General features: G+C 68.1%; 24 protein-coding genes. 8 read left to right on the top strand and 16 right to left on the bottom strand.

Annotated elements, in window-relative coordinates:
• Positions 1-55: 55 nt before the first annotated feature.
• The 3 genes from E3O18_RS03825 to E3O18_RS03815 are packed head-to-tail and all read right to left on the bottom strand — an operon-like array spanning position 56 to position 2,351.
• Positions 56-871 carry an amino acid ABC transporter ATP-binding protein gene (locus E3O18_RS03825; RefSeq protein WP_134396466.1) on the bottom strand — a complete coding sequence of 272 codons (816 nt, stop codon included), beginning with the start codon at positions 869-871 and terminating at the stop codon, positions 56-58.
• Complete coding sequence (locus tag E3O18_RS03820; RefSeq protein ID WP_134396464.1) at positions 858-1,526, bottom strand: amino acid ABC transporter permease; 669 nt, start codon at positions 1,524-1,526, stop codon at positions 858-860. The genes E3O18_RS03825 and E3O18_RS03820 overlap by 14 nt, the downstream gene beginning before the upstream one ends.
• A 12-nt stretch (positions 1,527-1,538) precedes the next feature.
• Positions 1,539-2,351: an amino acid ABC transporter substrate-binding protein gene (locus E3O18_RS03815; RefSeq protein ID WP_134396462.1), complete on the bottom strand. Its 813-nt coding sequence runs from the start codon at positions 2,349-2,351 to the stop codon at positions 1,539-1,541.
• Positions 2,352-2,610: 259 nt separating this feature from the next.
• On the opposite strand from E3O18_RS03815, the gene E3O18_RS03810 reads away from it, so the two are divergent.
• Positions 2,611-3,621, top strand: a complete 1,011-nt coding sequence (locus E3O18_RS03810) for an ADP-ribosylglycohydrolase family protein (RefSeq protein WP_134417496.1) — start codon at positions 2,611-2,613, stop codon at positions 3,619-3,621.
• 32 nt (positions 3,622-3,653) lie between these two features.
• On the opposite strand, the gene E3O18_RS03805 is transcribed toward E3O18_RS03810, so the two are convergent.
• Both E3O18_RS03805 and E3O18_RS03800 read right to left on the bottom strand, forming a co-directional pair.
• Positions 3,654-5,801 (bottom strand): RecQ family ATP-dependent DNA helicase, encoded by a 2,148-nt coding sequence (locus E3O18_RS03805; protein ID WP_134396458.1) that lies wholly within the window; start codon positions 5,799-5,801, stop codon positions 3,654-3,656.
• A 66-nt stretch (positions 5,802-5,867) separates the two neighbouring features.
• Positions 5,868-6,347 (bottom strand): PPOX class F420-dependent oxidoreductase, encoded by a 480-nt coding sequence (locus E3O18_RS03800; protein ID WP_134396456.1) that lies wholly within the window; start codon positions 6,345-6,347, stop codon positions 5,868-5,870.
• An 81-nt stretch (positions 6,348-6,428) separates the two neighbouring features.
• Between E3O18_RS03800 and E3O18_RS03795 the strand changes: the two genes are divergently transcribed.
• Positions 6,429-7,151 (top strand): hypothetical protein, encoded by a 723-nt coding sequence (locus E3O18_RS03795; RefSeq protein ID WP_134417494.1) that lies wholly within the window; start codon positions 6,429-6,431, stop codon positions 7,149-7,151.
• 60 nt (positions 7,152-7,211) lie between these two features.
• Here the strand turns inward: E3O18_RS03795 and E3O18_RS03790 are convergent, their stop codons facing one another.
• The 4 genes from E3O18_RS03790 to E3O18_RS03775 are packed head-to-tail and all read right to left on the bottom strand — an operon-like array spanning position 7,212 to position 12,371.
• Positions 7,212-8,003, bottom strand: a complete 792-nt coding sequence (locus E3O18_RS03790) for a DUF6671 family protein (RefSeq protein ID WP_134396454.1) — start codon at positions 8,001-8,003, stop codon at positions 7,212-7,214.
• Positions 8,004-8,050: 47 nt separating this feature from the next.
• The gene (locus E3O18_RS03785) at positions 8,051-8,368 is read right to left on the bottom strand and encodes a DUF190 domain-containing protein (RefSeq protein ID WP_104099654.1); all 318 of its coding nucleotides are present in this window, start codon (positions 8,366-8,368) and stop codon (positions 8,051-8,053) included.
• A complete protein-coding gene (locus tag E3O18_RS03780; protein ID WP_134417492.1) occupies positions 8,365-10,848 on the bottom strand; it encodes a DUF2309 domain-containing protein in 2,484 nt (827 codons plus the stop codon). The genes E3O18_RS03785 and E3O18_RS03780 overlap by 4 nt, the downstream gene beginning before the upstream one ends.
• Entirely contained in the window at positions 10,845-12,371 is a 1,527-nt protein-coding gene (locus E3O18_RS03775; protein WP_134417490.1) for a proton-conducting transporter membrane subunit, read from the bottom strand. The genes E3O18_RS03780 and E3O18_RS03775 overlap by 4 nt, the downstream gene beginning before the upstream one ends.
• Before the next feature lie 106 nt (positions 12,372-12,477).
• Here E3O18_RS03775 and E3O18_RS03770 point away from each other — a divergent pair, with 106 nt between their 5' ends.
• Positions 12,478-12,786, top strand: a complete 309-nt coding sequence (locus E3O18_RS03770; RefSeq protein WP_134417488.1) for a winged helix-turn-helix domain-containing protein — start codon at positions 12,478-12,480, stop codon at positions 12,784-12,786.
• Between the two features lie 28 nt (positions 12,787-12,814).
• Here E3O18_RS03770 and E3O18_RS03765 read toward each other — a convergent pair whose 3' ends face one another.
• Complete coding sequence (locus E3O18_RS03765) at positions 12,815-16,003, bottom strand: beta-phosphoglucomutase family hydrolase (protein ID WP_134417486.1); 3,189 nt, start codon at positions 16,001-16,003, stop codon at positions 12,815-12,817.
• Between the two features lie 86 nt (positions 16,004-16,089).
• On the opposite strand from E3O18_RS03765, the gene E3O18_RS03760 reads away from it, so the two are divergent.
• Positions 16,090-17,364 carry a M18 family aminopeptidase gene (locus E3O18_RS03760; protein ID WP_134396446.1) on the top strand — a complete coding sequence of 425 codons (1,275 nt, stop codon included), beginning with the start codon at positions 16,090-16,092 and terminating at the stop codon, positions 17,362-17,364.
• A 123-nt stretch (positions 17,365-17,487) separates the two neighbouring features.
• Here the strand turns inward: E3O18_RS03760 and E3O18_RS03755 are convergent, their stop codons facing one another.
• The 3 genes from E3O18_RS03755 to E3O18_RS03745 form a co-directional block, all read right to left on the bottom strand.
• Positions 17,488-17,691: a hypothetical protein gene (locus tag E3O18_RS03755; protein WP_134396444.1), complete on the bottom strand. Its 204-nt coding sequence runs from the start codon at positions 17,689-17,691 to the stop codon at positions 17,488-17,490.
• Between the two features lie 71 nt (positions 17,692-17,762).
• Complete coding sequence (locus E3O18_RS03750) at positions 17,763-18,494, bottom strand: SGNH/GDSL hydrolase family protein (RefSeq protein ID WP_134396442.1); 732 nt, start codon at positions 18,492-18,494, stop codon at positions 17,763-17,765.
• 9 nt (positions 18,495-18,503) lie between these two features.
• On the bottom strand, positions 18,504-19,406 hold the full coding sequence (locus tag E3O18_RS03745) for an oxygenase MpaB family protein (protein WP_134396440.1): 903 nt from the start codon (positions 19,404-19,406) through the stop codon (positions 18,504-18,506).
• A 75-nt stretch (positions 19,407-19,481) separates the two neighbouring features.
• Between E3O18_RS03745 and E3O18_RS03740 the strand changes: the two genes are divergently transcribed.
• Positions 19,482-20,945: a cryptochrome/photolyase family protein gene (locus tag E3O18_RS03740; protein ID WP_134396438.1), complete on the top strand. Its 1,464-nt coding sequence runs from the start codon at positions 19,482-19,484 to the stop codon at positions 20,943-20,945.
• A gap of 344 nt (positions 20,946-21,289) precedes the next feature.
• Here E3O18_RS03740 and E3O18_RS03735 read toward each other — a convergent pair whose 3' ends face one another.
• Complete coding sequence (locus E3O18_RS03735; RefSeq protein ID WP_134396437.1) at positions 21,290-21,580, bottom strand: hypothetical protein; 291 nt, start codon at positions 21,578-21,580, stop codon at positions 21,290-21,292.
• A 121-nt stretch (positions 21,581-21,701) separates the two neighbouring features.
• Between E3O18_RS03735 and E3O18_RS03730 the strand changes: the two genes are divergently transcribed.
• Together E3O18_RS03730 and E3O18_RS03725 are read left to right on the top strand one after the other, a co-directional pair.
• Complete coding sequence (locus E3O18_RS03730; protein ID WP_166784671.1) at positions 21,702-22,724, top strand: Pvc16 family protein; 1,023 nt, start codon at positions 21,702-21,704, stop codon at positions 22,722-22,724.
• A gap of 211 nt (positions 22,725-22,935) precedes the next feature.
• On the top strand, positions 22,936-23,226 hold the full coding sequence (locus E3O18_RS03725) for a hypothetical protein (protein WP_134396434.1): 291 nt from the start codon (positions 22,936-22,938) through the stop codon (positions 23,224-23,226).
• On the opposite strand, the gene E3O18_RS03720 is transcribed toward E3O18_RS03725, so the two are convergent.
• On the bottom strand, positions 23,198-24,061 hold the full coding sequence (locus E3O18_RS03720) for a DUF429 domain-containing protein (RefSeq protein WP_134396432.1): 864 nt from the start codon (positions 24,059-24,061) through the stop codon (positions 23,198-23,200). The two genes, E3O18_RS03725 and E3O18_RS03720, sit on opposite strands and share 29 nt — an antisense overlap.
• A 107-nt stretch (positions 24,062-24,168) precedes the next feature.
• Between E3O18_RS03720 and E3O18_RS03715 the strand changes: the two genes are divergently transcribed.
• Positions 24,169-25,656 (top strand): sugar porter family MFS transporter, encoded by a 1,488-nt coding sequence (locus tag E3O18_RS03715; RefSeq protein ID WP_134396497.1) that lies wholly within the window; start codon positions 24,169-24,171, stop codon positions 25,654-25,656.
• Here E3O18_RS03715 and E3O18_RS16830 read toward each other — a convergent pair.
• On the bottom strand, positions 25,622-26,332 hold the full coding sequence (locus E3O18_RS16830) for an RNase H family protein (protein WP_134396430.1): 711 nt from the start codon (positions 26,330-26,332) through the stop codon (positions 25,622-25,624). The two genes, E3O18_RS03715 and E3O18_RS16830, sit on opposite strands and share 35 nt — an antisense overlap.
• Positions 26,333-26,492 lie beyond the last annotated feature (160 nt).

The following is a 26,492-nucleotide window of genomic DNA, read 5'->3' as shown; positions in this document are numbered from 1 at the left end:
GGGTGAGGGGCTGAGCCGCTGCCCGGCGAGGTCGGCCCCACGCCTGGAGGTGCACCTAGAAGGGGAACAGCAGCCGGTGCAGGAACTGCCGGGTGCGTTCCTCCTTTGGGTGGCGCAGCATTTGATTCGGGTCGCCGTGCTCGACGATCCGGCCACCGTCGACGAAGGCCACCTCGGTGGCTACCTCGCGCGCGAATTCGAGTTCGTGGGTCACGATCACCATGCTCCAGCCCTCCACCGCCAGTTCCTTGATCAGGCGCAGAACATCGCCCACGAGTTCCGGGTCGAGGGACGACGTGGGCTCGTCGAAGAGCAGCAGCTGCGGGCGCAGGGCAAGCGCGCGCACGATGCCCACACGCTGCTGCTGGCCGCCGGAGAGCTCGAACGGGTAGCTGTCCTTCTTGGCGCTGAGGCCCACGCGGTCGAGCAACGCGAGCGCCTCCGCTTCGACCTCCGCCTTCGGGCGGCGCTGCACCACCACGGGCCCCTCCAGCACGTTCTCCAGTACGGTCTTGTGCGGGAACAGGTTGTAGTGCTGGAAGACCATGGCCGACCGGTCGCGCAGAGCCGCACGCTGATTCTTCCCCGGTATGGCTGCGAAGTCGACCGACAGTTCGTCGTTCACGTCGATCGTTCCGCCGTCGGCCAGTTCCAGGCCGTTCAGGCAGCGCAGGATGGTGGTCTTGCCGGAACCGGAGGGTCCGATCAGGGCGAGCACGTGGCCGCGATTCACCGTCAGGTCGATGGATTGCAACACCTGGTTGGCGCCGAAACTCTTCTGGAGCCCGCGCACGCGGAGCAGGGCGTCGGAGGTCGCCGCGGCATTCGGGGCCGTCGGTTCGGTCGGATCAATCGGATCAGTGGGGGACATAGCGGTCCAATCGCTTCTCGAGAACGCTCTGCACCGAGGACAGGCCCAGGCAGATCACCCAGTAGACCAGGGCGGCCTCGAGGTAGAGCAGCATGAATTCCTGGCTGAAGGCGGCCACCTGCTGTGCTTCGCGGAACAGCTCCGTGACCAGGATCAGCGAGGCAAGGGAGGTGTCCTTGACCAGGCTGATGAAAGTGTTCGACAGGGGCGGGACCGAGACACGGGCGGCCTGCGGCAGGATGATCCGGGTCAGCGCGCGACGGTGCGACATGCCGATCATGTAGGCCGCCTCCCATTGCCCCTTGGGCACCGAGAGGATGGCCGCCCGAATCACTTCGGCGGCGTAGCCGCCGACGTTGAGTGAGAACGCCACCACGGCGCTCGGCCACGGATCGATCAGGATGCCCAGCGACGGCAGGCCGTAGAAGATCACGAACAACTGGACCAACAGTGGGGTACCGCGCACGATCGAGATGTAGACCCGGGCGAAGCCGGACACCCACCGGCGCCGGGAGAGGCGCATCAACGCCAGCCCGAGCGCGAGCGCCAGACCGATCGTGAACGAGGCGAGCGCCAGCGGAATGGTGCCGAGGATCGCCCCCTGCACGATGGGACCGAGCGAGGTCCAGAACAGGTCCCAGGCGGATTGGTTCATGGCTGGACGGGGTTACTGGGAAACGTCGGACCCGAAGTACTTCTCCGAGATCGACGTCAGGGTGCCGGCGGCCGCGAGCTTTTCGAGGGCCGCGTCGACGGCATCCGTCAGCTCCGTGCTGCCCTTGACGAAGGCGAACGAGGTCGCGGACTCCTCGTCGGTGTTCGCGGCGACCTTGAGCCCGGTGGCGCCGGTCTGCTTCTGGTAGTCGAGGAAGGTGAGATTGTCGTTCACGGTCGCGTCGACGCGGCCCTGTTCGACCAGGGCGACCGACTGAGCCCAGCCCTCGACGGCCTGCACACGTGCGCCGCTCTCGGTGGCGAGGGTGTTCCAGTTGCTGGTGAGCGACTGGGCCGTGGTCTTGCCGGCCAGGGTCTCGAAGGAGGTGATCGAGGTGTTGTCGCTCTTGACCACGATCACGCCGGTCGAGAACGTGTAGGGGGTCGAAAAGTTGTACTTGGCAACGCGTTCCGGGGTGGCCGTGACCTGGTTGGCGATGACGTCGAAGCGGCCGGCCTCGAGGCCGGCGAAGATGCCGTCCCACTGGGTTTCCTCGAACTTGGCCTTGACTCCGAGCTCGGCTGCGACGGCCTCGATGATCTCGACGTCGTAACCGGTCAGTGCGCCGGAGCCACCCTCGTGGAAGGTGAACGGGCGGTACGTGCCCTCGGTGCCGATGGTGAGCACGCCCGCGTCTGTGACGGAGGACAGCGAGGTGTCGGCGCCGGTGGTGGCTGAATCGTCGGTGTCGGTGCTCGCGGAGCAGCCGGCCAGCGACACGGTGAGCGCTGTGAGTAATACCGCCGACAGGATCTTGAGCTTCATTTTTTCTGACCTAACCGAGGTTGCAGGTGCGCATTCATCGCCGAAAAGCGACGTCCGAAGACTAACAAGGAGTGCGCCCCGGTAAGTATTCCCGTGACGCGCCGCGTCACACACCGGTTAGGCCCCGGTCAATGGCCTTGCCGGGGATTTTCGGCCGGAATAGGCTACGTTCGCCCCGCACATCCGGCGTTCATTCTCGGATGTGCAGGTACTCCGGTCCTTACCCGACCCGAATCGGCCCGACCCGAAGGAGCCTGCAATGAAGCTGACTGCCGACCAACACGACCGATCAGCAGCGGTGCTGCTGGGCATGGCCTGCGGGGACGCGCTCGGGGCCGGCTACGAGTTCGCCGGGCCGCTACCGAAAACCACCCCGGTCAGCATGCGCGGCGGCGGCGGCTTCCACTGGGCACCCGGCGAGTGGACCGACTACACGGCCATGGCGGTGCCGCTCGCGATGGCCGCGGCGGAGGGCGGGGATCTCAGAGACGACTCGGTCCTCGACATCGTCGTGGCCCATTGGGCGGCCTGGGCGAAATCGGCACCGTACGCGGGTGTGCAGCTGGGGGCGGTGCTCTCGGGCAGCGAGCCGAACGCCGAGTCCGTTCGTCGCGGGGCGAGGGAGCAGCATGACCGCAGCGGGCGCAGCGCCGGCAACGGATCGCTCCTGAGAACCGCGCCGGTGGCGCTGGCGTTCCTCGGCGATCCGGTCGCCCTGGCCGAGGCCGCGCGCCTGGTCAGCGAGCTGACGCACCGTGAAACCGAGGCAGGCGATGCCTGCGTGCTGTTCGGGCTCGCTTTGCGGCACGCCGTGCTCGAGGGCGAACTCGACATTCGGGTGGGCCTGTCCGCCCTGCCGAGCGAGCGCCGCGCGGACTGGTCGGCCCGGTTTGACGATGCCGAGCGTGAACGGTCCGCGGATTTTCCGGGTAACGGCTGGGTCGTGCAGACCCTGCAGGCCGCCTGGTCGGCGATCACGTACGCCCGGGGAACGGATGCCGGCCAGGTGCGTCGCGCCATCGAAGTCGCTGCGCGCGGCGGCGGCGACACCGACGCCGTAGCAGGTCTCGCTGGCGCGCTGACCGCCGCCCGCTGGGGGCTGGGAGCTGTGCCAACAACCTGGCGCCACCTGGTGCAGGGTTGGCCCGGGTTGCGCGGCGTTGACCTGGTGCGCCTGTCCATGCAGTCAGCCCACTGCGGAGCGGTCGGGGGAGTCCAGGCCGACGAGGTCGACTTGCAGCGCACGGTCAAGCTGCGCGCGCTGCGTTGACGTCAGGGCGAAAGCTTCAGTTCTCCGGCAGCTCAGGACTTCAACGCCAACGCGAACGGCAGCACGGCCGCCACCCCCTGGCGACGCAGTAGGCGGCCCGCGACCGTGAGCGTCCAGCGGCTGTCGGCGAGGTCGTCGACGAGCAGGATCGGTCGGCCCTGCACCGTGTCGAGGGCCGCGGCCAGCTTCGGTCCCACCGCGAAACGGTCCCAGACGTTGGAGAGCCGGTAGGCGCTGTTGCCGCCCGCCGTGCCGGTGGGGCCGCCGTTCACGAGGTCGAGCGAGCCGAGCCAGGGCAGGCGGCCGGCCTCGGCGAACGCCTGAGCCACCGATCCGACCAGCAAGGGATGCCGCCGCGAGGGCACGCTCACCACCGCAGCCGGCCGTTCGTCCCAGCCCCACTCCGCCAGCACGCGGATGCAGGCCTGGATCAGGGCCGGGCTCGCCGGGGCATCCGTGGACGGCGCGTCGGAGGACTGGTTGGCGAACAGGTCGCGTAGCGGGCCGCCCCAGCCCAGATCGGTGAGGCGGGCGAGGGCGCGGCCGGGCAGCATCCGTTCGCCGGTCGGGATGTTGCCGCGCACGTTCACGCCCAGGCTCGCCACCCCGGTGGGCCACTGCGCGCGCGGCTCGAGAGCCACGCCGACCCGGTCGAGGGATCGGGCGGCGGCCGAGGCCATCTCGGGCTGCACGTCGCCGGGGAACCAGGCCGTGGTGCAGTTGTCGCAGCGGCCGCAGGCCACCGCGGTGTCGTCGTCGAGCGCGCGCTGCAGGAATTCCATCCGGCAGCCGGTGGTGCGCTCATAGTCCAGCATCGCCTGCTGCTCGCTCACCCGGGCGGCGGCGATGCGTTCGTAGCGTTCCCGGTCGTAGAACCAGGGACGGCCGGTGGACACCCAGCCGCCGGTGACGCGGCGCACGGCGCCGTCGACGTCGAGCACTTTCAGCAGCAGCTCGAGCGGGCTGCGCTTGAGGTCGACACGGGCCTCGAGCGCCGGTGTGGACAGCGGGGCCAATCCATGCTCCGTGAGCGCCCCGATCACGGCTTCCGCCTTGTGCTGGCTGGGCATCGAGGAGGTGGCGAAGTACTGCCAGATGTCTTCGTCCTCGACTCCGGGCAGCAGCAGCACGTCGGCGTTCTCGGTGGCGCGGCCGGCGCGGCCGACCTGCTGGTAGTAGGCCACGGGGGAGGACGGGGCACCCAGGTGCAACACGAAGCCGAGGTCGGGCTTGTCGAACCCCATGCCCAGGGCGCTGGTGGCGACGAGGGCCTTGACCGTGTTGCGCTTGAGCATGCCCTCGGACTCCTCCCGTTCCGCGGTGTCGGTCTGCCCGGTGTAGGCACGCACCGGGTGCCCGGCCTCCCGCAGCAGACGTGCGGTGTCTTCCGCCGCCGAGACGGTGAGGGTGTAGATGATGCCGCTACCGGGCAACTCGTCGATGTGGCTGAGCAGCCAGGCCAGCCGGGTGCGCGAGTCGGGCAGGCGCAGTACGCCGAGGCGCAGGGATGCCCGGGCGAGCGGGCCGCGGATGGTGACCACCTCAGCGCCTGCCACGGTGGTCGGGCCGGTCGAAACCAGCTGTGCCGCGACATCCGTCACCACGCGGCTGTTCGCCGTGGCCGTGGTCGCCAGCACCGGCACCCCGGCGGGCATCTGGGCGATCAGGTCGCGCAGGCGCCGATAGTCGGGCCGGAAATCGTGGCCCCAGTCGGAGATGCAGTGGGCCTCGTCGACGACGAGCAGGCCCACCCGGGCGAGGAGCGCGGGGAGCTGCTCGTCGCGGAACTTCGGGTTGTTGAGCCGCTCCGGCGACACCAGCAGCACATCGACCTCGTCGTCGATCAGCTGCTGCTGCACCTCTGCCCACTCGTGCGGGTTGGAGGAGTTGATCGATACGGCGCGCACCCCGGCCCGGGCTGCCGCGGCCACCTGGTCGCGCATCAGGGCGAGCAGCGGCGACACCAGGATGGTGGGGCCGGCTCCCTGGCGGCGCAGCAGCAGCGTGGCGACGAAGTAGACGGCCGATTTGCCCCACCCGGTGCGCTGTACGACCAGGGCCCGTCGGCGCTGGTCGACGAGGGTCTCGATCGCCTCGAACTGTCCCTCGTGGAAGTCGGCGTCGTCACGGCCGACCAGGTTGCGCAGAATCTCGAGAGCGGCGGCGCGGGTGTCGGTCATCCGTCCAGCTTCGCAGATGCTGGTGACAGTGCGCCGGGCGCCACGACGCCGATCCTGCGAGCGCGGCTACAGTGCGTCGAGCCGGGCGGCGACGTCGGCCGGGAAGCCGCCCGTGCCGATCGGGCTCCACCGGCTGGGGGTGATGCGGATCAGGGACTTGTCCTGAAGCGCCATCGCCGCCCGGTACTCGGCCCAGTCGGAGTGCTCGCCGGAGATGCAGCGGAAGTACTCGACCAGCCCGTCGCCGGCCTCGGGCATGTGCAGCACCTCGGCGTCGCCGTCGACCTGGATCCAGCCTCCGTCCCAGTCGTCCGAGAGCACCAGTACGGAGGCAAGCACGTTTCGCTCCGCGTTGCGGGTTTTCGCCCGGGCGGGATAGGAGGAGATCACGATTCGGCCGGAGGGGTCGACCCCGCCGGTCACGGGCGAGATCTGCGGGCGGCCGTCGGTGCGGGTGGTGGCCAGCAGCATCCGGTGCCTCGGGCGCACGAAAGCGAGCATCGCGGCGAGGTCGACTGTGGTGGTGGTTGCAATGTCTCTGGCCATGATCCAAGGCTACGGCAGAGCGGATACCCGACACGATCGGTCGCATCAGGCTCCGCGGCCACTCCTCGCTATGCTCGCACAGTGAAGGTCGTCCAGGAACTCGAAACACGCATGCACCCCGACTCCGTCGCCGGGTTCCGCCTGGTGCTCGCGGAGGCACGGGTGACCGATTCCATTCTGCTGCCGGTACGGGCGATGGAGCGCATGGTGGCACCCGTGCAGTGGATGCTGCGCCGTGTCGGTGAGCACGGCATCCGTCTGACCCAGGCCGGCTACCTCCCGCCCGCGGTGGTCGTGGAAGCCTCGACCCAGCTCGACTGGGGCTGGCCCGTCACGGCGAGCCGGGAGAGCCACTTCCTGCCTCTGCTGGAGTTGCGCGCACACCTGCGCAGCATGGGCCTGCTCCGAGTGAGCAAGGGGATGCTGCTGCAGACCAGTCGCGGCCGGGCGCTCGTCGAGGCGCCGCGCGATCTGTGGTGGCATCTGGCCAGAACCGCGCACCAAAGCCGCGACCCGGCCGAGTCCGACGCCACCAGGCTGCTGCTCCTACTCATCGCGCGGCGGGGTTTTGACGAGGCCGAACTGTTCAAACAGCTGCTGGCCCTCAGTTTGGAGACCATCGGTTGGGTGCGGGCCGACGGTGCCCCGCTCTCCAGTGACGCGGCGTTCAACCTGGTGCTGCCGAAGTGGCGCTTGCTGCGCCGACTCGGTGTGTTCGATGCCGGCACGAGCAGTTACACGCGCTGGATCGTCACGCCCGGTGGTGCCGCGTTCGCCCGGGCGGCCCTGCAGTCCGAGGTCTGAGGCGCGCCGCGGACCACCATGCATGAGGCCGACGGGGAGCACGAATAACGCCTGACTTCACTACGGGTTGCAATAGTCGCACCATTGCGGGTCGGCGGTGGCCTGGCCACGCGGTATCCGGGTCCTGTGGGTACAGCGTCCGCAGCCGTGGAGGTCCGCGGCGATCAATGCGGTCGCTGATCTACAGTCGGAACAGGGAACGCCGCGTTCGATGTCTACCTGACCGAACCCAGGTGCTTGACACAGGGAGCAGGGTGTAGCGAGGCGACGAGCCATCTGATAACTCAGCCTGCGAATGGTCTCTGCCCGCGCTGGCGATTTGTGCGCTCGGTAGTCCGGCAGAATCGTGACGGAGGACTGGTCCGTCAGAAGCATGTCGACGGTTTCCTCGAGGTCGCTGAGTTGCGTGAAGTTCTTGTAGACAGTCAGGTGATTATCGTTTGTGCTCTGCACGATCACTCCCTGTTCGGGGAATCCCGCGGCTGACGCGAACGCTAGAGCGCTGTCGGCGTTGTCGACGCGTCTGCCTCCGGGCAGCGCGGAGATATTCACGGCGCCCTCGACGAGTTCCAACCCCAGGGTTTTGTCGATGAACAGGAGAATCTCCATGTTTTCAACGAGAGGACCGAATCCGGAGCTGAAGCTGCCTTCGGAGGCAAGTCCAAGAGTGGTGCCGGCGATTTGCATACCCAGCCGCGCTTTGGCGCGGGCTGCCGAGCGGGGGCTGAGGGTGCGTGGGATATCGCCGGCGAAGGTCCCGAACTGGTCAGTGTTCAGGCCCCCCGAAGCGCTGACTGTCGCGCCGAGAATGTCGTGGAATGCCTGTTGAGCGAGGTGCTCCTTGCCGTGCATGGTGGCGAAGGTGATCAGGCGCCCAGCATAGTAGGAGTGGGAGGAAGTCATTGAAAGTAGTCGGGCCTTGAGACGTAGGTCTCGGCGACGAACATGACGCCGCTGGAGGTGTTAAGCAGCTCGCGCACGGCGTTGATGAGTTCGTCGGCCTTGTCGGGGGGCAACACGGTGATGAGCATGGTGAGGGTGTCGTACTCGTTGAAGAGCAGGGATCCAGAGTGTTGTCCGTGGTGTCCGATGCCGGAGACACCGGAGACGGAGGTGTACCCGGTGGCGCCGGCGGAGGAAACCAGCTCGCGGATGGCGGGGGCGTCGCGGGCAGGCACGACGATCTCCAGTCGGGTCATCTTGGTGAGATTGTTCATGGGTGTGGTCCTTCCATCGGGGTGGCAGTGGCGGCGGGAGTAGCGGTTGCGGTCGCTGTGAAGCCGTAGGCGGTATAGCGGTGCCAGAGGGCAGTGGGGTGATCTCGTGCGGTGAGGGTGATCCAGTCATTGTCGAAAAGATCTCGCAGGACTTGGTTGCGCGAGATGATCTCTCCGATGCGGGCCAGCGGTGCTTCGACAACGACAGTGAGGCGCATCGGCTCATGGAACAGCTCCGTGCCCAGACCCACGGATTGCCACGGCAGGCCGCGGCGAAGGTCGCCGCTGTGGCCCGAGATCACGCCGAGTGTGCCGATGGCGTTGTGGATGGTTTTCGTTCCGGCGCCGAGAGTGTCGGGGTTCAGGGCTGTGAAGTAGTACTGGTGGTTGATCCACTGCGCCACGACGAGGGGGGCGGTCATGATCGTCTCCAGGGCGGCCCCGGTGGGATCCAGTTCGGTGCGGTAGGAGTGCAGGAACACCCGCCGGCCCAAATCAACGTTCCTGGTCATGTCGCGGGGTCCGATGATCATGGTGGCGTTTCCCGCCAACCCGAGCTCTGGATACACCTCAGCCCAGTCGTGGGCACGTCCGCGCAGTCGTGCGGGGGAATGCCGGGGGGATGCTCCCGGTAGTTGCCGGGCGCGTTCGGTCACCAATTTGTCCGCCGCGGTGCGCTGAAGCTGCTCGAAGCGGTCTGCCGAACTCGTGTGGCTGTCGGGGATCAGGTGGCGGTCGAGCACGGTGACCATGTCGCTGACGGTGTTGTGTTCGGCGGCCACGAAGAACGTGTCGAAGGGAATCGGCAGCCCGCGGTCGGCGAGCAGCAGTCGCACCTCGGGGTCGTTGAAGATGGCGGCGGCGGCGCGGGCGTTGGCGTGCCCCGGATTTCCGCCGCACGCGCCGCAGTCCAGTGCGGACTGGTAGAGGTTGTTCTCCGATTCGGAGCCGTGACCTGCCAAAACGACCAGCGGGGCGAACTGGGCCAGGCCCATCATCCGCAAGGCCGTTTCGGCCAACGTGGCACGTTCGTCCAGGGTGAACGCGTCCGCGATCGTCACGTCACTGCGCAGGTCCCGGGACGAGAGGGAGAGGGCGCGCACGATCCGTGCGTGGATGCGCGGGGTGAGGGTGCGCAGGATGCTGATGCCGCCGTAGAACCATCCCGCCGTCTCCGCGAACGCGAACGGTGTCGCCGCTGTCGAGTCCGCCGTATGCACGGCATGCCGCAGGGCGTCTCGGAATTTTCCAGCGGCAACGACTCTGTGTGCTTGTTCGTGGTCGACGGGGATCTCGGTGATGTGGTGGCGCGCGCTCAGCAGTGCCGGGAGCGAGTCGATTGCTCCGCGCGCCTGGTAGCGGGCGAACCGGATGGGGACGCCGAAGAAGCCAGCGAAACCGAACGTCTCGACTGAGGAGCTTTCTTCGAGGTGGCGGCGCAACCCCTCGGACCGGGGGTCGATGCACATCACCAACTGCACGTTGCGGCCGTCCCGGGTCTCGACGGTGGAGCGGAGTGCCCCGATCAGGGCGGTGCGGTAGTTCAGTTCGTAGGCTTTCTGCCAGGTGTACCGCTGGTCGGTTATCGGATGCGTGGACAGGACCCGAGCGACCGCGGCGACGTCCTCGCGGCTCGGCCGTGCGGCGGTGAGCGCCTGCGCAACCCGTTCGGCCCGCAACCAGAACGGTGCCGAGGTCAGCGTGGTGTGGTCGGGCTGTGCCGTCTGTGTTGTCTGGTCGGCCGCTGGGGTAATTCCGAGCGCAACCTGGACCGTGAATCGGACGGCCAGGTACGAGGTCAGGTCGATGTCGCCGACCTTCTCGGCCCGCCATTTGATGTGCCCGACCCACCCGGGCAGGTGCCCGAGTGCGGTCCGAAGGGCACGTGGGACGTCGGCCGCCGCGATGCCGAGGCATTGCAGGGCGTGCGCCAGCGCCGCGTCCGGTTCGGGCGAAAGTGTGGTGAGGGTGCGCCGAACCGTGCGGGGGAGGGACGGATCGAGGCAGGCCAGGGTTCGCCAGGCCCGGTAGAACCCGTCGGCATGGTGTGGCATGGGCCACGCCGGGTCCGGGCACAGATAGCCGGCAACCCAGACGGCCAGGTATTCATCGAGCCACGTCAGCTCCGCCACCGCAACCGGTTCGGGGGCAGGTGCGGCTGCGACCAGGCGCATATCGAGTTCGGCAACCCGGACCGCGGACACGGCTGCGGTGCCGATCCGCAAGCGTCGGTCGGCCAGCTGGGGGATGCGTTCGAGGAGTGCTGCGTCGATGTCATCACGGGTGATTCGACCGCGCTGATAGTCAGCCAGGTAGGCGCTCCCGGGGCGGGTGGTTGCCGCTTCCGCGGTTGTTTCGGTCTCGAATGGGTAAGATTCGCGGCCGGCCAGCGGGTTCACGGCGATGAAGGAGTCCAACGGCCAGGCCGGAACGATGTCGTGGGCGGCGGCAGCGACCTGCGCGCGTAGGATCAGACTCACAGGGGTGCTCCAGTTCTGATGGGGTTACGGGGCAGGGATGCGGCAAGTGCGGACGTGTAGACACGATCGCGCAGCCAGACCGCACCGGTGCTGCTTCGAGCCAGCAGCTCGACGGCGATCAGGCCGACCGCGGGCAGAACGAGCAGCCAGCCAGGGGCCCCCTGGACCGGCACCCCGGGTTCCAGTGCTCCCGTGAACAGGTGCAGGAAGGCTACGTAGCCGATTCCGACGGCCGCCGTCACCGTGGTGCCGACCACCGTCGTGCGGATCGAGAAGTGGGTTGCCAGTGCCACGGCCAGGGTGACGCCGGCGGTCAGGGCGACGAACGCCAACAGGCCGATGCTGGAGGGCGACACGGCGGGGGAGAGCACCAGTTTGGCTGCCACGAGTACGGCAACCGTTACGGTCACGGAGATGGCCACCGCGAGGCCCGCCACCAGGCGCGACGGGGCTGTGCGGGTAGGAAGGTCGCGGTCGGTGGCATGCTGACGCACTCCGGTTCCCGCGCCGAGGAAGAGTGTCGATTTGTACAGGGAGTGGGCAACCAGGTGGAAGATCGCAGCCGCGAACAGGCCCAACCCGCAGGCCATGATCATGAACCCCATCTGCGCCATCGTGGAGAATACCAGTCGGCCCTTCACGTCCGGGCGTGCCAGGCGCACCGCCGACGCGAACACCAGGGTGGCCGCGCCCACCACGCAGACGACGATCATCACGGACCGGTGAGGGGCGATCGCCGGCGCGAACCGCAGAAGCAGGATGGCGCCCGCGTTGACCACCCCGGCATGCAACAGAGCAGAGACCGGTGTCGGGGCGCCGAGAGTGAACGGCAACCAGCCCTGGAATGGGATCTGGCTGGATCGGGCCAGGGCGGCGAGGACCAACAGCACCGCGAGGGTGAGCTGGGCCGGCGCGCTCAGGCCGGACGCACCGGCACCGAGCTGATCGAAGGACAGGTCCCCGCCGGCACCAACGAGCAGCACTGCCACCGCGAGGAGGAACGCGGTGTCGGCGGCACCAAAGCGAACCACGGTGCGCCACACACCCTCCCGCGCCTGTGCCAGCGGCCAGTAGGTGGCCAGAAGCAACACAAGTGCGGCGCCGGCGCCGACCCAGGCGCACGCGAACAGGGCCACGGACCCTGCACACACCATCAGCACGGTGAACCCCGTGAGCAGGTTCGCGGTCACCACGAACCAGATTTGACGAGGATCCCCGCGCAGGTAGCGCACGGCGAACCCCTGAATGAGGGAGGACAGCCCCAGAACAAGCATCGACATGATCAGTGCCAGGGTATCGAGTTGCAGGCTTGTCTCCCCGAAGCCCACCTGGATGGAACCCGTCCACAGGGTCGACACGGCAACGGCGACGGCTGCCGTAAAGACGAACCCCAGACTGACGACCGCTGCGGCGATGCGAGCAACCAGTTCACCGCTCCGGCCGAGACGCCCGGCGATCGCTGAGGCGAGCACGGCAACCCACGGTCCCGCCAGGACCATTGCCACCGTAACATTCTCGTTCAAAAATGCTCCTTTTCTCACGATTCATAAAACACGAAAAACATAGCACGTGTTGAGTGTCGGGATTCACGTGTGAGGAAACAATGGTCAGTTGGGTGAGAATAGGAGAATGGCGCAGCGAACGTTATTAACCAATCACGCGCACGTGCTGTTGTGCGTGGTGGAGAACCCGAATGTGCGATTGCGCGACGTCGCGGCCCAGGTGGGCATCACGGAGCGGGCGGCTCAACGCATCGTCACCGAACTCGAAGACGCCGGTTATCTCGAGCGCGAACGGGAGGGACGGCGCAACATCTATCGCCTTAACACGGGGATGCCGCTTCGCCACCCTCTGGATCGTGGTCACCGCATTGGGCAATTGCTGGCCGCCTTCGCCAACCCCGAGGCTGCCCCGAGCGGCGTTGGCCCACAGGGATAGTGGTTTCAGGAGTCCGGGACGACCGACGCTAACCGAGCGGGAAATCGCGGGTCTCGCCGGGCGCAAGCACGGCCTCCCGGCCCTCGACCCGCACCCGGATCGGAGCGGCGCCGCCTGCCTGCAGCTGTAGGCGCACGTTGCCGGGCGTCAGTTTCAGCCGGATCGGCTGTTCCCGGTAGTTGATGGCGAAGGTGACCTCCGCGAGCTCCTTCGGCAGTACGGGATGCAGCCAGAGCATGTTCTCCCGGATCTCCAGCCCGGTGTAGCAGCGCACGACCATGTCGACCGATCCGGCCATCGCGCCGAGGTGGATGCCCTCGTGGGTGGAGCCGCCGAGGATGTCGCCAAGGTCGCTGTCGAGGGCCCGGGTCAGGTAGTCCCACGACCGTTCCCGGTCGCGCCGGGCGTCCAGCCAGGAGTGCACCACGTTGCTGAGCGTGGAGCCGTGCGTGGAGCGTGCCGAGTAGAACTCGACCGTTCGCACAATCGCCTCCGGCGGCAGTTCGTAGCCCATGGTCTCGAGCAGTTCGCGCAGCTCCTCGGCGGAGAGCAGGTAGAGCAGCATGAGCACATCGGCCTGCTTGGAGAGCCGGTAGTTGTTCGTGCTGTCGCCCTCGGCGTTGAGGATCAGGTCGAGGCGGGCGATCGAGGGATACCGGGCCCGGTAGGCGTCCCAGTCGAACTCGGGCAGGCCCTCGTAGCCCTCGAACTGGCTGATCACGCCGTCGGCGTGGAACGGCACCCGCAGCCGCAGGCTGATCCGGACCCACTGGTCGACCTCGTCCGGCCGCAGTCGCAGCCGGTTCCAGAGGGGCCGGCAGTACCGGTTCTGCAACAGAGCCACGGTGTCGACCGCGCGGCGCAGCACCCACGCGGTCATCACGTTCGTGTACGCGTTGTTGCGGAGGCCGTGGCCCGACGCCCCGGGGTACCCGTCGTGGAACTCGTCCGGCCCCATCACCCCGTCAATGTCGTAGCGGTCGTCCACCTCGTCGTAGCGGGCCAGGCTGGCGAAGAAACGAGCCACTTCGAGCAGCATCTCGGCACCCTGCTGAATCAGGAATTCGGTGTTGCCGGTGGACTGGTAATACTCCCAGACGCTGTAGGCCACGGCGAGGCCCACATGCCGCTGGTTTTGCGAATTGTCGGGCATCCACTGCTGGTTCAGCGGGTTGAAGAGGTTCGTCGGGGTCTCCTCACGCCCGTCGATGCCGCTCTGCCAGGGGAACATCGCGCCCTCGCGGCCGATGCCCCGTGCGGCCGCGCGGGCCTCGCCCAGGCGCCGGTACCGGTAGCCGAGCAGGGCGCGGCTCAGGTCGGGGCGGCGCAGGGTGAGAATCGGGTAGACGAACAGCTCGTCCCAGAAGACGTGCCCGCGGTACCCCTCGCCGTGCAGCCCTCGGGCCGGCATGCTCGCGTCGAGGTCGGCGTCGACGGCCGCCACCGTCTGCAGCACGTGGAAGGTGTTCAGGTTGAGTGCGAGCGACTGGTGATCGCTCGCGCGCATGTCCACCGCGAACTCGTCCCAGAGCACCTGCCAGGCCCGTTCGTGCGCCTCCAACAGGTCCGCCGGGTGCGGCAGGCGCCGCATCCAGAGGGCAACCGCCCGCGCCGGCGAGGCGATGGCCCGGTCGCGGGAGGTGCTGACGACGACCGTCTTCTCCACCCTGACCGGATGCCCCGGCTCCAGATCCAGGGTGAATTCGTGCGCCACCCAGCCGGCGTCGTCGGTGAGCAGGTGCCGCGGGGACTCGACCGGCTGCTCGTCCCTCTGCACCCGGGTGCGGGCCGCCAGGGCGATGTGGATGCCGGACTGCGTGGTCTCCATCTCGAGCAGCACGGTCTCGGCGTCGATTTGCGTGCCGGTGTGGGAAATCAGGTGAGCGTTGGTGAGAAGCCGGTCGGCGGCAACATTGCGGTTGAAGACCCGGCCCTCGAGGGCCGAGCGCACGGTCACCGGGCCGGTCCAGTCCTCCGCCTCGAACGTGGTGTCGAGCACGGCCACATGCGGGGCGGCCTGGGACACGAACCGCCGGGAGGTCACCCGGGTGGTGCGCCCCGCTTCGTCGCGCAAACGGATGACCCGGGTCAGCACGCCGCGCCGCAGGTCCAGCTCCTGCAGATAGGTGACCAGCTCGGTGTGGCCGACGTCGAACCAGTCCCCGTCGGCCACCCTGAATCCCAGCGGCAGCCAGTTGGGGGCGTTGACCAGGTGCTCGTCTTCGACGGTGCGCTCGCCGAGGGTCGTCTGCACCCGGTTGTAGACGCCGGCGAGGTAGGTTCCGGGGTAGTGCACGCCGTCGTCGGTGGACTCGGCCGCCGCGCCGCGAGTGCCCCAGTAGCCGTTTCCGAGTGTGCAGAGCGCCTCCCGCAGCCCCTCGGTTGCGGGGTCATAGCCGATGTAGCGCAGCAACCACGGGTCGCTGCCGGTCTCGCCTCCGGCCCAGCCGCGGTTTTTCCCGGTCAGAGCGGGGTCCAGGCCGGCCAGGTCCAGGTCGGCGAGGTCGGTGAGCACCAGATCGGCGCCGGCCGAGCGCAGCCGGTTGTCGCCCGTACGCTCCATGCCGATGACCAGGGCGAATCCGCCGCGCGCCGCGGCCTGCACCCCGGCCTCGGAGTCTTCGACGACCACTGTGCGGTCCGGCGTCACGTGCAGTCGCCGGGCCGCCTCGAGGAACAGGGCCGGGTCGGGTTTGCCGGCCAGGCGCATCCGCACGGCGTCGGTGCCGTCGACCGTGACGTCGAATAGGCCCGTGAGGCGCGCCGCGGTCAGCACGGCGGCGCTGTTGCGGCTCGCTGTCACGAGGGCTACCGGCAGCCCCTGCTCTTTCAACCGGCGCAACAGCGCCAGCGTGCCGGGGAACGCCTGCACCCCGCCGGCGGCGAGCTCGCGGGTGAACAGCTCCTGCTTGCGGCCGGCGAGAGCGTCGATGGTCGCCCGGCCATGCGCCGGTTCGATCCCGCGCGAGGCCAGGAACGCACGGATGCCGTCCTCCCGCGCCCGCCCGTCGACGTACCGCCGGTAGTCGCTCTCGATTTCGAACGAAGGCACCGGCGACTTCGTCAGCCCCGGCAGTGCCTCGTCGAACAGGGCCTTCCACGCCCGGGCGTGCACGGCGGCCGTGTCGGTGACCACGCCGTCGAGGTCAAAGATCACGGCGTCGAAGGCGGCGCGGGCCGGGTGCGGCGGCTGGCTCGGCTGGCTCGGCTGGTTCATGGGCGCTCCTCTGGGCCGTGAATGCCGGGCCGTGACTGCTCGGCCCTGAATGTGGACATAGTACGCAGGGTGGTTGGATATGACCCATGACATCCACACCGGACTACATCGACGATTTCGCCGAGTTCATCACCGCCTCCCCGTCGTCGTACCACGCTGCCGCGGAGGTTGCCCGCCGCCTGGACACCGCCGGCTTCGACCGGGTGAGCGAAACCGAGGAGTGGTCCGGTGCGCCCGGACGGCGCTACCTCGTGCGCGACGGCGCGGTCGTCGCCTGGGTGCAGCCGGACGGGGCCGGCCCGACGACACCGTTTCGCATTCTGGGGGCGCACACCGACTCGCCCGGTTTCAAGCTGAAGCCGAAGCCGACCATCGGCGCCCACGGCTGGCTGCAGGCCGGGGTCGAGGTTTACGGCGGTCCTCTGCTCAACTCCTGGCTCGACCGCGAACTCGAACTCGCCGGCCGGCTCACCACCATCGACGGCACCGAGCACCTCGTGCGCACGGGCCCGTTCTGCCGCATCCCGCAGCTGGCCATCCACCTGGACCGGGACGCCAACACCGGCCTCACTCTCGACCGTCAGCGGCACCTGACCCCGGTGTTCGGGGTGGGGGAAACGAGTCAGGCCGACCTGGTCGGGCACCTGGCGGGCCTGGCCGGGCTGGCGGGAGAGGAGGTCGCCGGCTACGACATCCTCACGGCCGACACGGCCCATCCGGCCCGGTTCGGCCTCGGCTGCGAGCTCTTCGCCGCGGGGCGCATGGACAACCTCTCCTCGGTGCACGCCGGCCTGGTCGCCCTGATCGGAGCCCCGGCACCGGCCGGTCAGATCCTGGTGCTCGCGGCCTTCGATCACGAGGAACTCGGTTCCGAGACCCGAACGGGTGCGAGCGGGCCGCTGCTGGACGACATTCTGACCCGGATCGGGGCAGGACTCGGGGCATCCGTCAGTGATCGCCTGCGCGCCTACGCCGGCTCGTGGTGCGTGTCGGCCGACGCGGGTCACTCGGTGCACCCGAACTACCCGGAGAAGCACGACCCGGCGAACATGGTCGTCGCCGGGGGCGGCCCGCTGCTGAAAATCAACGCCACGCAGCGCTACGCGACAGATGCGGCGGGTGCGGCCCTTTGGGCCCGAATCTGCGCGCAGGCCGGCGTGGAATACCAGGAATTCGTGTCGAACAACACGGTGCCGTGCGGCTCCACCATCGGCCCGCTGACCGCCACGCGGCTCGGCATCCGCACGGTCGACGTGGGCATCCCGCTGCTCTCGATGCATTCCGCCCGCGAATTGTGCCACGTGAGCGACCCGGTGGCCCTGAGCGCTGCGATCGGCGCGTTCTTCGCCTCGGAGCGGTAACGACCGGCGGGCGCCGTCGGCGCGGCTTCACCCTCTGCAGCACTGCAGATGGCCGGGCAGTCGATCGTTCGCCCGGACGTGCTCGTGCTTTCTCTGGCGATAATCCTGCCGGGGGTGAGCCCGTCAGCGCGCGTAAGCCGACTGGCGGACTCCATGCGCGGGATGCCCGGAGCGGGACTCCACGAGGTCCTTGTCATCGGCGAGTTCGCAGTCGCCCTCGTGCACGATCACCGGCCAGACGATGCGCCGGTCGGTTCCGACTTGGGCTGTGCCGCCGATCCCGCACTCCCGGCAGTGGACGGTGAGTACCCAGTCGTTTTGTCTCATGCTTGGAGGTTTCCTCACGGAGAGGAAATCATCAAGGGGGTGTACTTTCGCCCCGCGATATGCGACGCAGTTCAGCGTATGCTGATGCGGCCTAGAAGGTGCTCGGCAATCGCTCGGTAGCCTGCGTCGTTGGGGTGGAAACGATCGCTCGTGCCGCCGAAGACATCCCGTCCGGCGGGGCCGCGATTGGCCTCGATCGGATAGAGGTCGTAGAGACTGACGAAGGCGCCGCCTTCTCGGGCGCACTCGTGGTCGATGATGTCGTTGTACGCGTCGGTCTCATCCGCGGTTCCCCAGGTGCCAACGCAGACGAGGGGGACGCCCGGAGACTCGGTGTGCACGCGGTTCAGGAGTGCCCGATAGCTGAGCGCGAACTTGTCGGGCGCGGTCTGGTCGAGCACGTCGTTGGTGCCCAGTTCGACCACGGCCAGGTCGAGGTTCTCCGGCACATCGACCAGCCTGGATACCGTGCGGGTGGTGGCACCGGCCCGATTCTTGTGGAATTCCTGAACCGGGCCGTCCTCTGCGAGCGCATCGACCATCAGTGGACGGAAGCCCAGGTCCTGCAGTTGCGCGTTGAGGCCGTAGCTGATCGAATCGCCCACGAACAGCACGCGCAGGGGGCGACCTTCGGGGCGGGTCACCTGCACGTCCCCGTCGGTCTCCGAAAGGTCGGGGTTGACGGCTGCGAAGATTCCCAGTGAGGTCAGAACGAGGGCAGCCAGCCCGATCACCAGCAGTCGGAAGGGGAAGCGGCGAGAGCGAGTCGCGCCCGTGCGCGAGCGGTCTGGGCGCGGAGGCATCCGATCAGTTTAGGCGGGGTTCTCGGCGGAGAGACGCGCGATACGGGCCCGGGCGGCATCCTCTGAGGTCGACGACCGGCCGAGCAGCAGGCGCACCAGGCGGAGAACGGCGCCGGTGCCCCAGACCGCCGGGAGCAGGGAGCGCCGCAGGCCGAGCAGCTCGCGGTATTCGCGGGGGATCGAGGCGACGGCGCCGGCGAACATGACCCGGTAGAAGGGCATCATGGCGGGCCGGAGCGGGGGATTGCGAATGAAGCGCACAGCCTCGGCCACGCGCTCGTCGCTCTTGAGGATGCCGGCATCCTTGAACGCATCCAGCTGTGCCTGCAGTTCGGACGCGGAGCGCGGCGGATTGTGCACGCCGACGAGTTCTCCGGCCTTGGCCCATTCGCGCACGTAGCCGTCGGCCCCGCCAGGGATGGGGTCACCCCAGATCGTGTGCGAGGCCAGGAAGGCGTCGGTGAAAACGATGTGCACCCAGGCGAGCAGTTCGGGGTCCCCGGCGGCATAGGGGCGCTCGATGCCCTGGGCGTCGCGGTAGGTGCCGGTGACCCGGTCGTGGAAGCGCCCCACGCGGGACGACTCGTGCTCGGCCAGGGTCGTGTCGGCGAAGGTCACGGTGACGAGCCACTGAATGGTGCCGGAGAGCCGCCCGAGCGGGTCTTCCCGATAGCGCGACCAATCGTGTACGCCGGCCATCGCGCCGGGATGAAGGGTCTGCATCAGCAGGGCACGGATGCCGGCGACCATCGTTGCCATCCCACCGTGCACGGCCCAGGAGGCGGAGCCCGGACCGAAGAAGCCGATATCGTCGCCCTCTTCGATTTTTTCGACCCACTGCGGGCGACCTGACCCGTTCCCCGAAAAGGTCACCAGAAGGTGCGACCGCCAACTGTCCACGAACCTGCCCATGGACCGAGGCTAACCCGTCGCGGCTGAGCATCGGCCTCGAACCTCGCGTGCGGCACGGCATCTAGACTCGAAGCCATGGCAGTGCCTCGCTTTCTCTTCGCCGACCAGCTCGGCCCCCATTTCGATGACGGCGGACCGATCCTGATGGTGGAGTCGGTCGGCGTTCTCGGTCGGCGCCCCTACCACCGAGCCAAAGCGCACCTCATTCTCACCGCCCTCAGGCACCGGGCCAGGGAGCTCGGTGATCGAGTCGAGTACCTGCGCGCCGAGCACTACCGGGATGTGCTGGCCGGCCGTGACCTCGAGGTGGTCAACCCCACCTCGTGGGGTTCCCGCGCGTTGGTTCACGAGCTCGGCGCGCGGGTGCTGCCCAGCCGCGGCTTCGTGACCAGTGAGGCCGACTTCGCCGTCTGGGTCGCGGGGAGACCGCCATCCCGGCTGATCATGGACCAGTTCTATCGCCATGCCCGCACGGAAACCGGGCTGCTCATGCGCGGGCCCGATCCCGAGGGCGGCCGGTTCAACTTCGACCACGACAACCGTCAGCCGCCGCCGAAGGGAGCGGTGGGCCTGGGGCTGCCGGACCCCTTCCATCCGGTGGAGGACGACATCGACGAGCAGGTGCGCGCCGACCTCGACCGGTGGCAGGCCGAGGGGCGCATTCGGCTGATCGGCGAGGACGGACCCCGCCGGTTCGCCGCCACCCGGGCGGAAGCACTCATGGCGCTCGCCGATTTCGTCGAGACGCGTTTGAGCGACTTCGGCCCCTTCGAGGATGCCTCGCTGCTCGGGGACGAGACGATGGCCCATGCCAGGCTGAGCGTTCCCCTTAATTTGGGGCTGCTACATCCGCGGGAGGTGATCGACGCCGTCGTCGCCGCGTACGAGGCCGGGGGAGCCCCGCTGCAGAGCGTGGAGGCCGTGGTGCGCCAAATCATGGGCTGGCGGGACTGGGTCTGGCACCTGTACTGGCACCTGGGTGAGGACTACGTGCGGCGCAGCAACCACCTCGAGGCGCAGGTGGCCCTGCCGCGGGAGTTCCTCGAGCTCGACGGCAGTTCCGTGCGGGCGAAGTGCCTCAGCCACGTGCTCGACGAAGTGCGCCGCACGGGCTATGCGCACCACATTCAGCGGCTGATGGTGCTCGGCAACTGGGCGCTGCAGCGCGGTTACCAACCGGCCGAGCTCACCGAATGGTTCACGAACGCCTTCGTCGACGGCGCCCCGTGGGTGATGCCCGCCAATGTGGTCGGGATGTCCCAGCACGCCGACGGCGGGATCGTCGCCACGAAGCCGTACGCCTCCGGGGGCGCCTACATCTCGAAGATGAGCGACTTCTGCGGCGCGTGCACGTTCAACCCGAAGAAACGGTTGGGCGAGGACGCATGCCCGTTCACCGCCGGGTACTGGGCCTTCCTCGACCGGGTGGAGCCACGCATCCGAGGCAATCACCGTATGGCGCAGCCGCTCGCCGGACTGCGCCGCCTGGTCGACCGGGAAGAGGTCGTCGAGCAGGAGCGTGCACGCACCGAGTGGTGAGCGTCGCCCGTGGGGCGCCTCGTGAGTCCGACGCGGCCCTTCTGGGCCATGAACCGTTTTCCCAGACCACCGAACCACGCCCAAGAAACGACACACCCCACAAAACGACCCGAAGGACACCCCACCAGGCAACCGGCTCTCTACCGTGCGCCGGCCTCCATAAGGTGCGCCGCGACGCGTGCAGGGGTCTCGCCGCGGAGGGCACGCGGGAGGGAGACCTCGGGAGCGCGTCATCGGGACGCGGTCGTCGCACCGAGGTTCGCTGCGGCTTGATCCGCATCGGGAAGGGGGGAGGAGTGCAGCGGCGGGTGAGGGTCTACCTGGGCCGGTTGCCGCGCACGCGGCTACCTGACCTCGGTCGGCCAATCGGTCACACCGGCGAGGGCAGCCTGCACTGACAGTGCCGAAGCCCGGGCCTGCGCGGCCCCGTGGGGGTTGAAGACATCGATCGCGAGCGGCGGGCCCTCGCCGAACTTGGGAATCTCCACTTCGACGCGACCGCCGCCGACGAGCGGCACGAACGGATGTGCCGTCCCGGCATCCCGCACGGTCGACCCGGCCGCCTCCGCGATCAGCCGCAGTGCGTCGGGCTTGGTGACGTGGGCCTGGGCCACGATCGTTGCCGAGTAGTCCATGGAACTCCTTCACTGCGGCGGATACCGCGAGGAACACATCTATCGAAGCAGGCTACGGCATTCACGGGACCGGCACCGGGCCGGTTCCGCCGTGGCGCAGCCGAACTCCTCGACCTGGTTGGTGAGCCGGAGTACCGTGGCTCTGGCTGCTCACTTTCGCATCCAGAAGCTCTCAGAAGCCGGGGTCCCCATGTCGTCGCTCACCAACTACGGCCAGGCCATCGCCTCGACGACCGTCGCGCTCCAACGACTGCTGTCTTCCCCGCCGATCGGGTTGCAGGTCACGGCCTACGCGCTCGGCGCACCCCGCACCGGTGTCGCCGGCCCCTCCATCAACCTGTTCCTCTACTACGACAGCCTGATCAGTTATCGGGAGGAGACCCAGCGGGGACCCAGCCGAGTGATTTCGGAGCTGCACTACCTGGTGAGTGCTTTTCCCGGCGACGACGTCGACACGGATGCCGGCAGCCACCGTGCCTTCGGTGCAGCGCGCGCCGCCATCGAACGCCATCCCGTGCTGAACGTCCCGATCGGCTCGGCAGACAACCTGCAGGTCTGGCTCTCACCCTCGCCGCTGACCAACGAGGTGCTGACCTCCCTCTGGCTGGCATCCAACGCGCCGCTGCGACTGTCCTTCGGCGTGATGGCCTCCTTCACCCTGGACGCAGCCGAGCGCACGGCAGTGGTCGGCACCGTCCGTGATGTCGTGAAGCTGGCCGGGGCAGGTGCGCTCGCCGTGTTCACGGGAGCGGATGCCGTGGCGAAGGCCGAGGCCGCGGCATCCGTCGCGAACGAACTGGGCAAGTCTCTTGTGACGGTACCCCTGAACGAGGTCGTGGGAGCCAGCGCCGCCGCCACTGAGGACAACCTCGGCCGCATCTTCGACCAGGCCGAACACCGCGGCGCCGTGCTGATGATCGCCGCGTCCGACCGTCTGTTCGGGGTGCGGCCGGAGGTGCTCGATGTCGACGACCCCTACTCCGGGTTGGAGATCGGATCCATCCTCGACCTGCTCGGCCAGGCACCGAGCGTCGTGATCATTGAGTTGACTCATCCAGCCGGGGACGAGCTGGCGGACCGGACACCGGTCGAGGTGCGCTTTCCGGAGCCGGAGCCGGATTCCGCGTCGGCCACCGGGGACTGAGCGCGTCGGGGCCGAACTCCGGGTCAGACCTCCCGACCAGGAGGTGAGTGTCAGGAACGCGGGCGGTGCCAGAAGTGGGGCGCGCCAGATCATGGTGGGCCTCGACTCTGTCGGGACGTCGGGCGTGCCTTGACCTGAGGACACCTGCGACCAATGGACAGCTGCGATCAGTGTGGACACCTGTTCGTGCGTACCCGCCTACGCTGACTGGATGCCGTCTTTCCGTATCACCCTGATCATCGGTGCTCTCCATTCGGGCATCGCCCCGGACTCCGTCCTGCCGCACCTGACGGCTGCCGCCGCGGAGCTGACGACCGTGGAGGCATCCGATCTCGCCGTGGTGGCCGGTTCTCCGCGCGCGATCGTGCGGTTCACGGCGGATGATGCCGCGATGGCCCTCCTGGTCGGCGACCGAGTGCTCGCCACGGCTCGCACCCGCGTGGAGCCGGTGTCGTGGCAGGTGACCGAGCGGGTCAGGACGCGCTGGTACCCGGTGCGGTGACGAGCCGCGCCCCCTCGTCGCCGCGGCGCTGCTCCGGCCGGGCCGGCGCGATGATGGTCGGTCGGTGACCGAGCTCCGACACGGTGTCCGAGGCGCCGAGAACCTGGCAGCGCTCCGTGCCCCGGTGCCACCAGAGCGAGGCCGTCCAGGCGCAGAGCAGGGCGTCGATCAGGTCTTCGCGGTGTTTGTAGGCTCGGTCGACCAACGGTGAATGCTCCGTTACCAGGGCGTCCGAGACGGGATGGGAGCCCAGGTCGAGCGGCGGCGACGCTCGGGTGAGCCCCCAGATCCGCTGGATGAGGTCATCGCAGACCATGGCCCGCTTCGTCCGGCGTTCGTCCGGCGGAAGGGAGGTGCCCATGCGCTTGTAGCGGGGTCGCTTGTCGAGGTAACCGAACTCCGCCGCGCCCACGAGCGTCGTGTAGGGGTAGCACTCGAAGAAGCTGGGGGTGGCCTTATCCACCGGCGCGAGGCCGTCGGTGTAGGTCCAGCCGGAGGCTTCCAATCGGCGTCGGATCGTCACCCCGCCTGCCCAGGGGCGGCCGAGGTTCGAGGCGTTCGCGGAGACATGCCAGCGGCCGTAGCGACTGCCGGTTTCCCGCTCGCACAGGCGCATGCCGGTGGGGTTGTTCACCACCAGGGGCGCGTCGACCGCCAGCACGGCGCCGGGTTCCCACAGGGAGTCGATCCAGCGCATCACGGCATCCGTGCCGCGGGCCCAACCGGCGTCGAGCACCCGGCCGGTCTCGTCGATGCACGCCAGGCCGGATTCATTGGCCGGTTTCGACGTGCTGCCTTCGGCCCAGGCCAGGTCAACTCCGAGGAATCGAGTCATGGGTCATGGATAGCACAGGGAGCTGACGGGCGCAGGTTCCGCCGAGGTTCGGCACCCTGTCGTTGGGGCGTAGGCTTTTTGGATTGTTCAACAATGAGACAGAGGCCTTGACGATGACCGAGACTGAGAAACCATCCACGAACGGAAAGGTCATCGCGCTGGCGGTGGCGGGAGCCTTCGGCGGGTTCCTTTTCGGGTTCGACGCGTCCGTGATCAACGGCGCGGTGAATGCCATTCAAGACGAGTACGCGCTCACGGCGACCCTCACCGGATTCGCGGTCGCGAGCGCGCTACTGGGTGCCGCAGCCGGGGCCTACCTGGGCGGCCGGGTCGGCGATCGCTACGGTCGAATCCCGGTGATGCTTCTGGGCTCGATCATGTTCTTCGTCAGTTCGGTCGGTTCCGCCTTCGCCTTCAGCATCTACGACCTCGTGCTCTGGCGCATCGTCGGCGGTCTCGGCATCGGGCTCGCATCCGTGGTGGCCCCGGCGTACATCGCCGAGATCTCACCGCGAGCCATTCGGGGACGCCTCGGATCGCTCCAGCAACTCGCCATCACGATCGGTATTTTCTCCGCTCTACTGTCCGACGCCGTGTTCGCCAACACCGCGGGAGGCGCGGGTGAGCCCTCCCTGTTCGGGATCGACGCCTGGCGCTTGATGTTCCTGGCCTGCGCGCTGCCCGCCGCCGTGTACTTCGTGATCGCGAAGATCCTTCCGGAGTCCCCCCGGTTCCTGGTGCTGAAAGACCGTGAGACGGAGGCCCGCGCGGTCTTCCAGAAGGTGTGGCCCAACGGCGATGTGGACCGCGAGATCCGCGACATCCGTGCCTCGATCAAGGCCGACACTCTGGGTCAGCGTTCCGGGTCACTGCGCGGCACGGCCTTCGGCCTGCGCCCGATCGTCTGGATCGGCATCCTCTTGTCGATGTTCCAGCAGTTCGTCGGCATCAACGTGATCTTCTTCTACTCGACCACCCTGTGGAAGGCGGTCGGCTTCGAGGAGTCGAGCTCGCTCACCATCTCGGTGTTCACCGGCCTGACCAACATCGCGGTTACCTTCATCGCCATCGCCCTGATCGACCGGATCGGACGTCGGCCGATCCTGATGACCGGTTCCATCGGTATGACGCTGTCGCTGGCTACGATGGCGATCGCCTTCAGCCAGGCGGTCACCGTGAACGGCGAGATCAGCCTGCCCGGTGCGTGGGGTGGGATCGCCCTGGTCGCGGCCAACGTGTTCGTGGTCTTCTTCGGTGCGTCCTGGGGCCCGGTGGTCTGGGTGCTGCTCGGCGAGATGTTCCCTAACACCATCCGGGTGAAGGCGCTCGGCATCGCCGCAGCGGCCCAGTGGATCGCGAACTTCCTGATCGCCGTCACGTTCCCGCCGCTGGCGGCAGTCTCGCTGCCCATGACCTACGGCCTGTACACGCTGTTCGCGGCGCTGTCATTCGTGTTCGTGCTGACCAAGATTCCGGAGACCAACGGCATGTCCCTCGACGAGGCGAACACCCTTCTGCCGCCGAAGAACGCGGCGAAGAACGTGGCGAAGCAGACCGAGGTCAGATCAGGCCGTGAAGAAGTTCTTCGACGCTGACGCCGAGCCTGGCGGCACGTTCGGTCAGACGCGCGTGCTCGTCGGCGGAGAGTTCCAGTGACACGGTGTGGGAGGCATCCAGCTCGTCGAACGCGAACAGCTTCGGATGCGACGGGCCGGCCGGCAGCTTCAGGGTGGCGGTAGGCGAAGCGACGGTCCGTGCTTTCGTGGCCGAGGTCAGCGCGGAGCGCCGAACGGGTGCGGCATCGCCCTCCCGCACCCAGCCGGGGCCGGCTTTGATCGGCGCGTTCCGCTGGTACGCCTCCGACACGGCTCGGGCCCTGCTGTCCGCGGCCTCGTTGAGCGGGTGGTTAGCGTGGCCCTTGACCCATTCGAACCGGTAGCGGCGTCCGGCCAGAGCTTCGTCGAGCTCCTGGAGCAGGTCCAGGTTCATCACGGGCTTGCCGTCCGCCTTGCGCCAGCCCTTGGCCTTCCAACCGCGCATCCACTTGGTGATGGAGTTGATCACATACTGGCTGTCGCACAGCACGAGCAGGTCGTCGTCGAGGTGGGCGGTTGCCCGGAACAGTTCGAGCACGGCCTTCAGTTCGCCCTGATTGTTCGTGGCGTGCTTCCAGCCGCCGGCGGCCCAGCAGGAATCGTTGACGAACCAGGCCCATCCGGCGGGGCCGGGATTGCCCAGGGCCGAACCGTCGGCGGCGGCGATGATCGTCATACGGTGGGACCTTTCCTGTGGTCCCGCTGGTTCAGGACCTGTCTAGTCTGCCATCGCGGACCAGATGGGTGAGTGCTCATGGCCGCCGGCGCTGAGAGTTCGCGGACGGGGGTTTGCGACTGGCTCTTCCGCCCACCCCGAACGAATCCGACGGAGATTC

Source organism: Cryobacterium sp. TMT2-42-4, from assembly GCF_004402645.1.
Classification (GTDB): domain Bacteria; phylum Actinomycetota; class Actinomycetes; order Actinomycetales; family Microbacteriaceae; genus Cryobacterium; species Cryobacterium sandaracinum.
The sequence above is the reverse complement of the archived record's forward strand: the minus strand, read 5'-3'. Positions and strand labels throughout refer to the sequence as shown.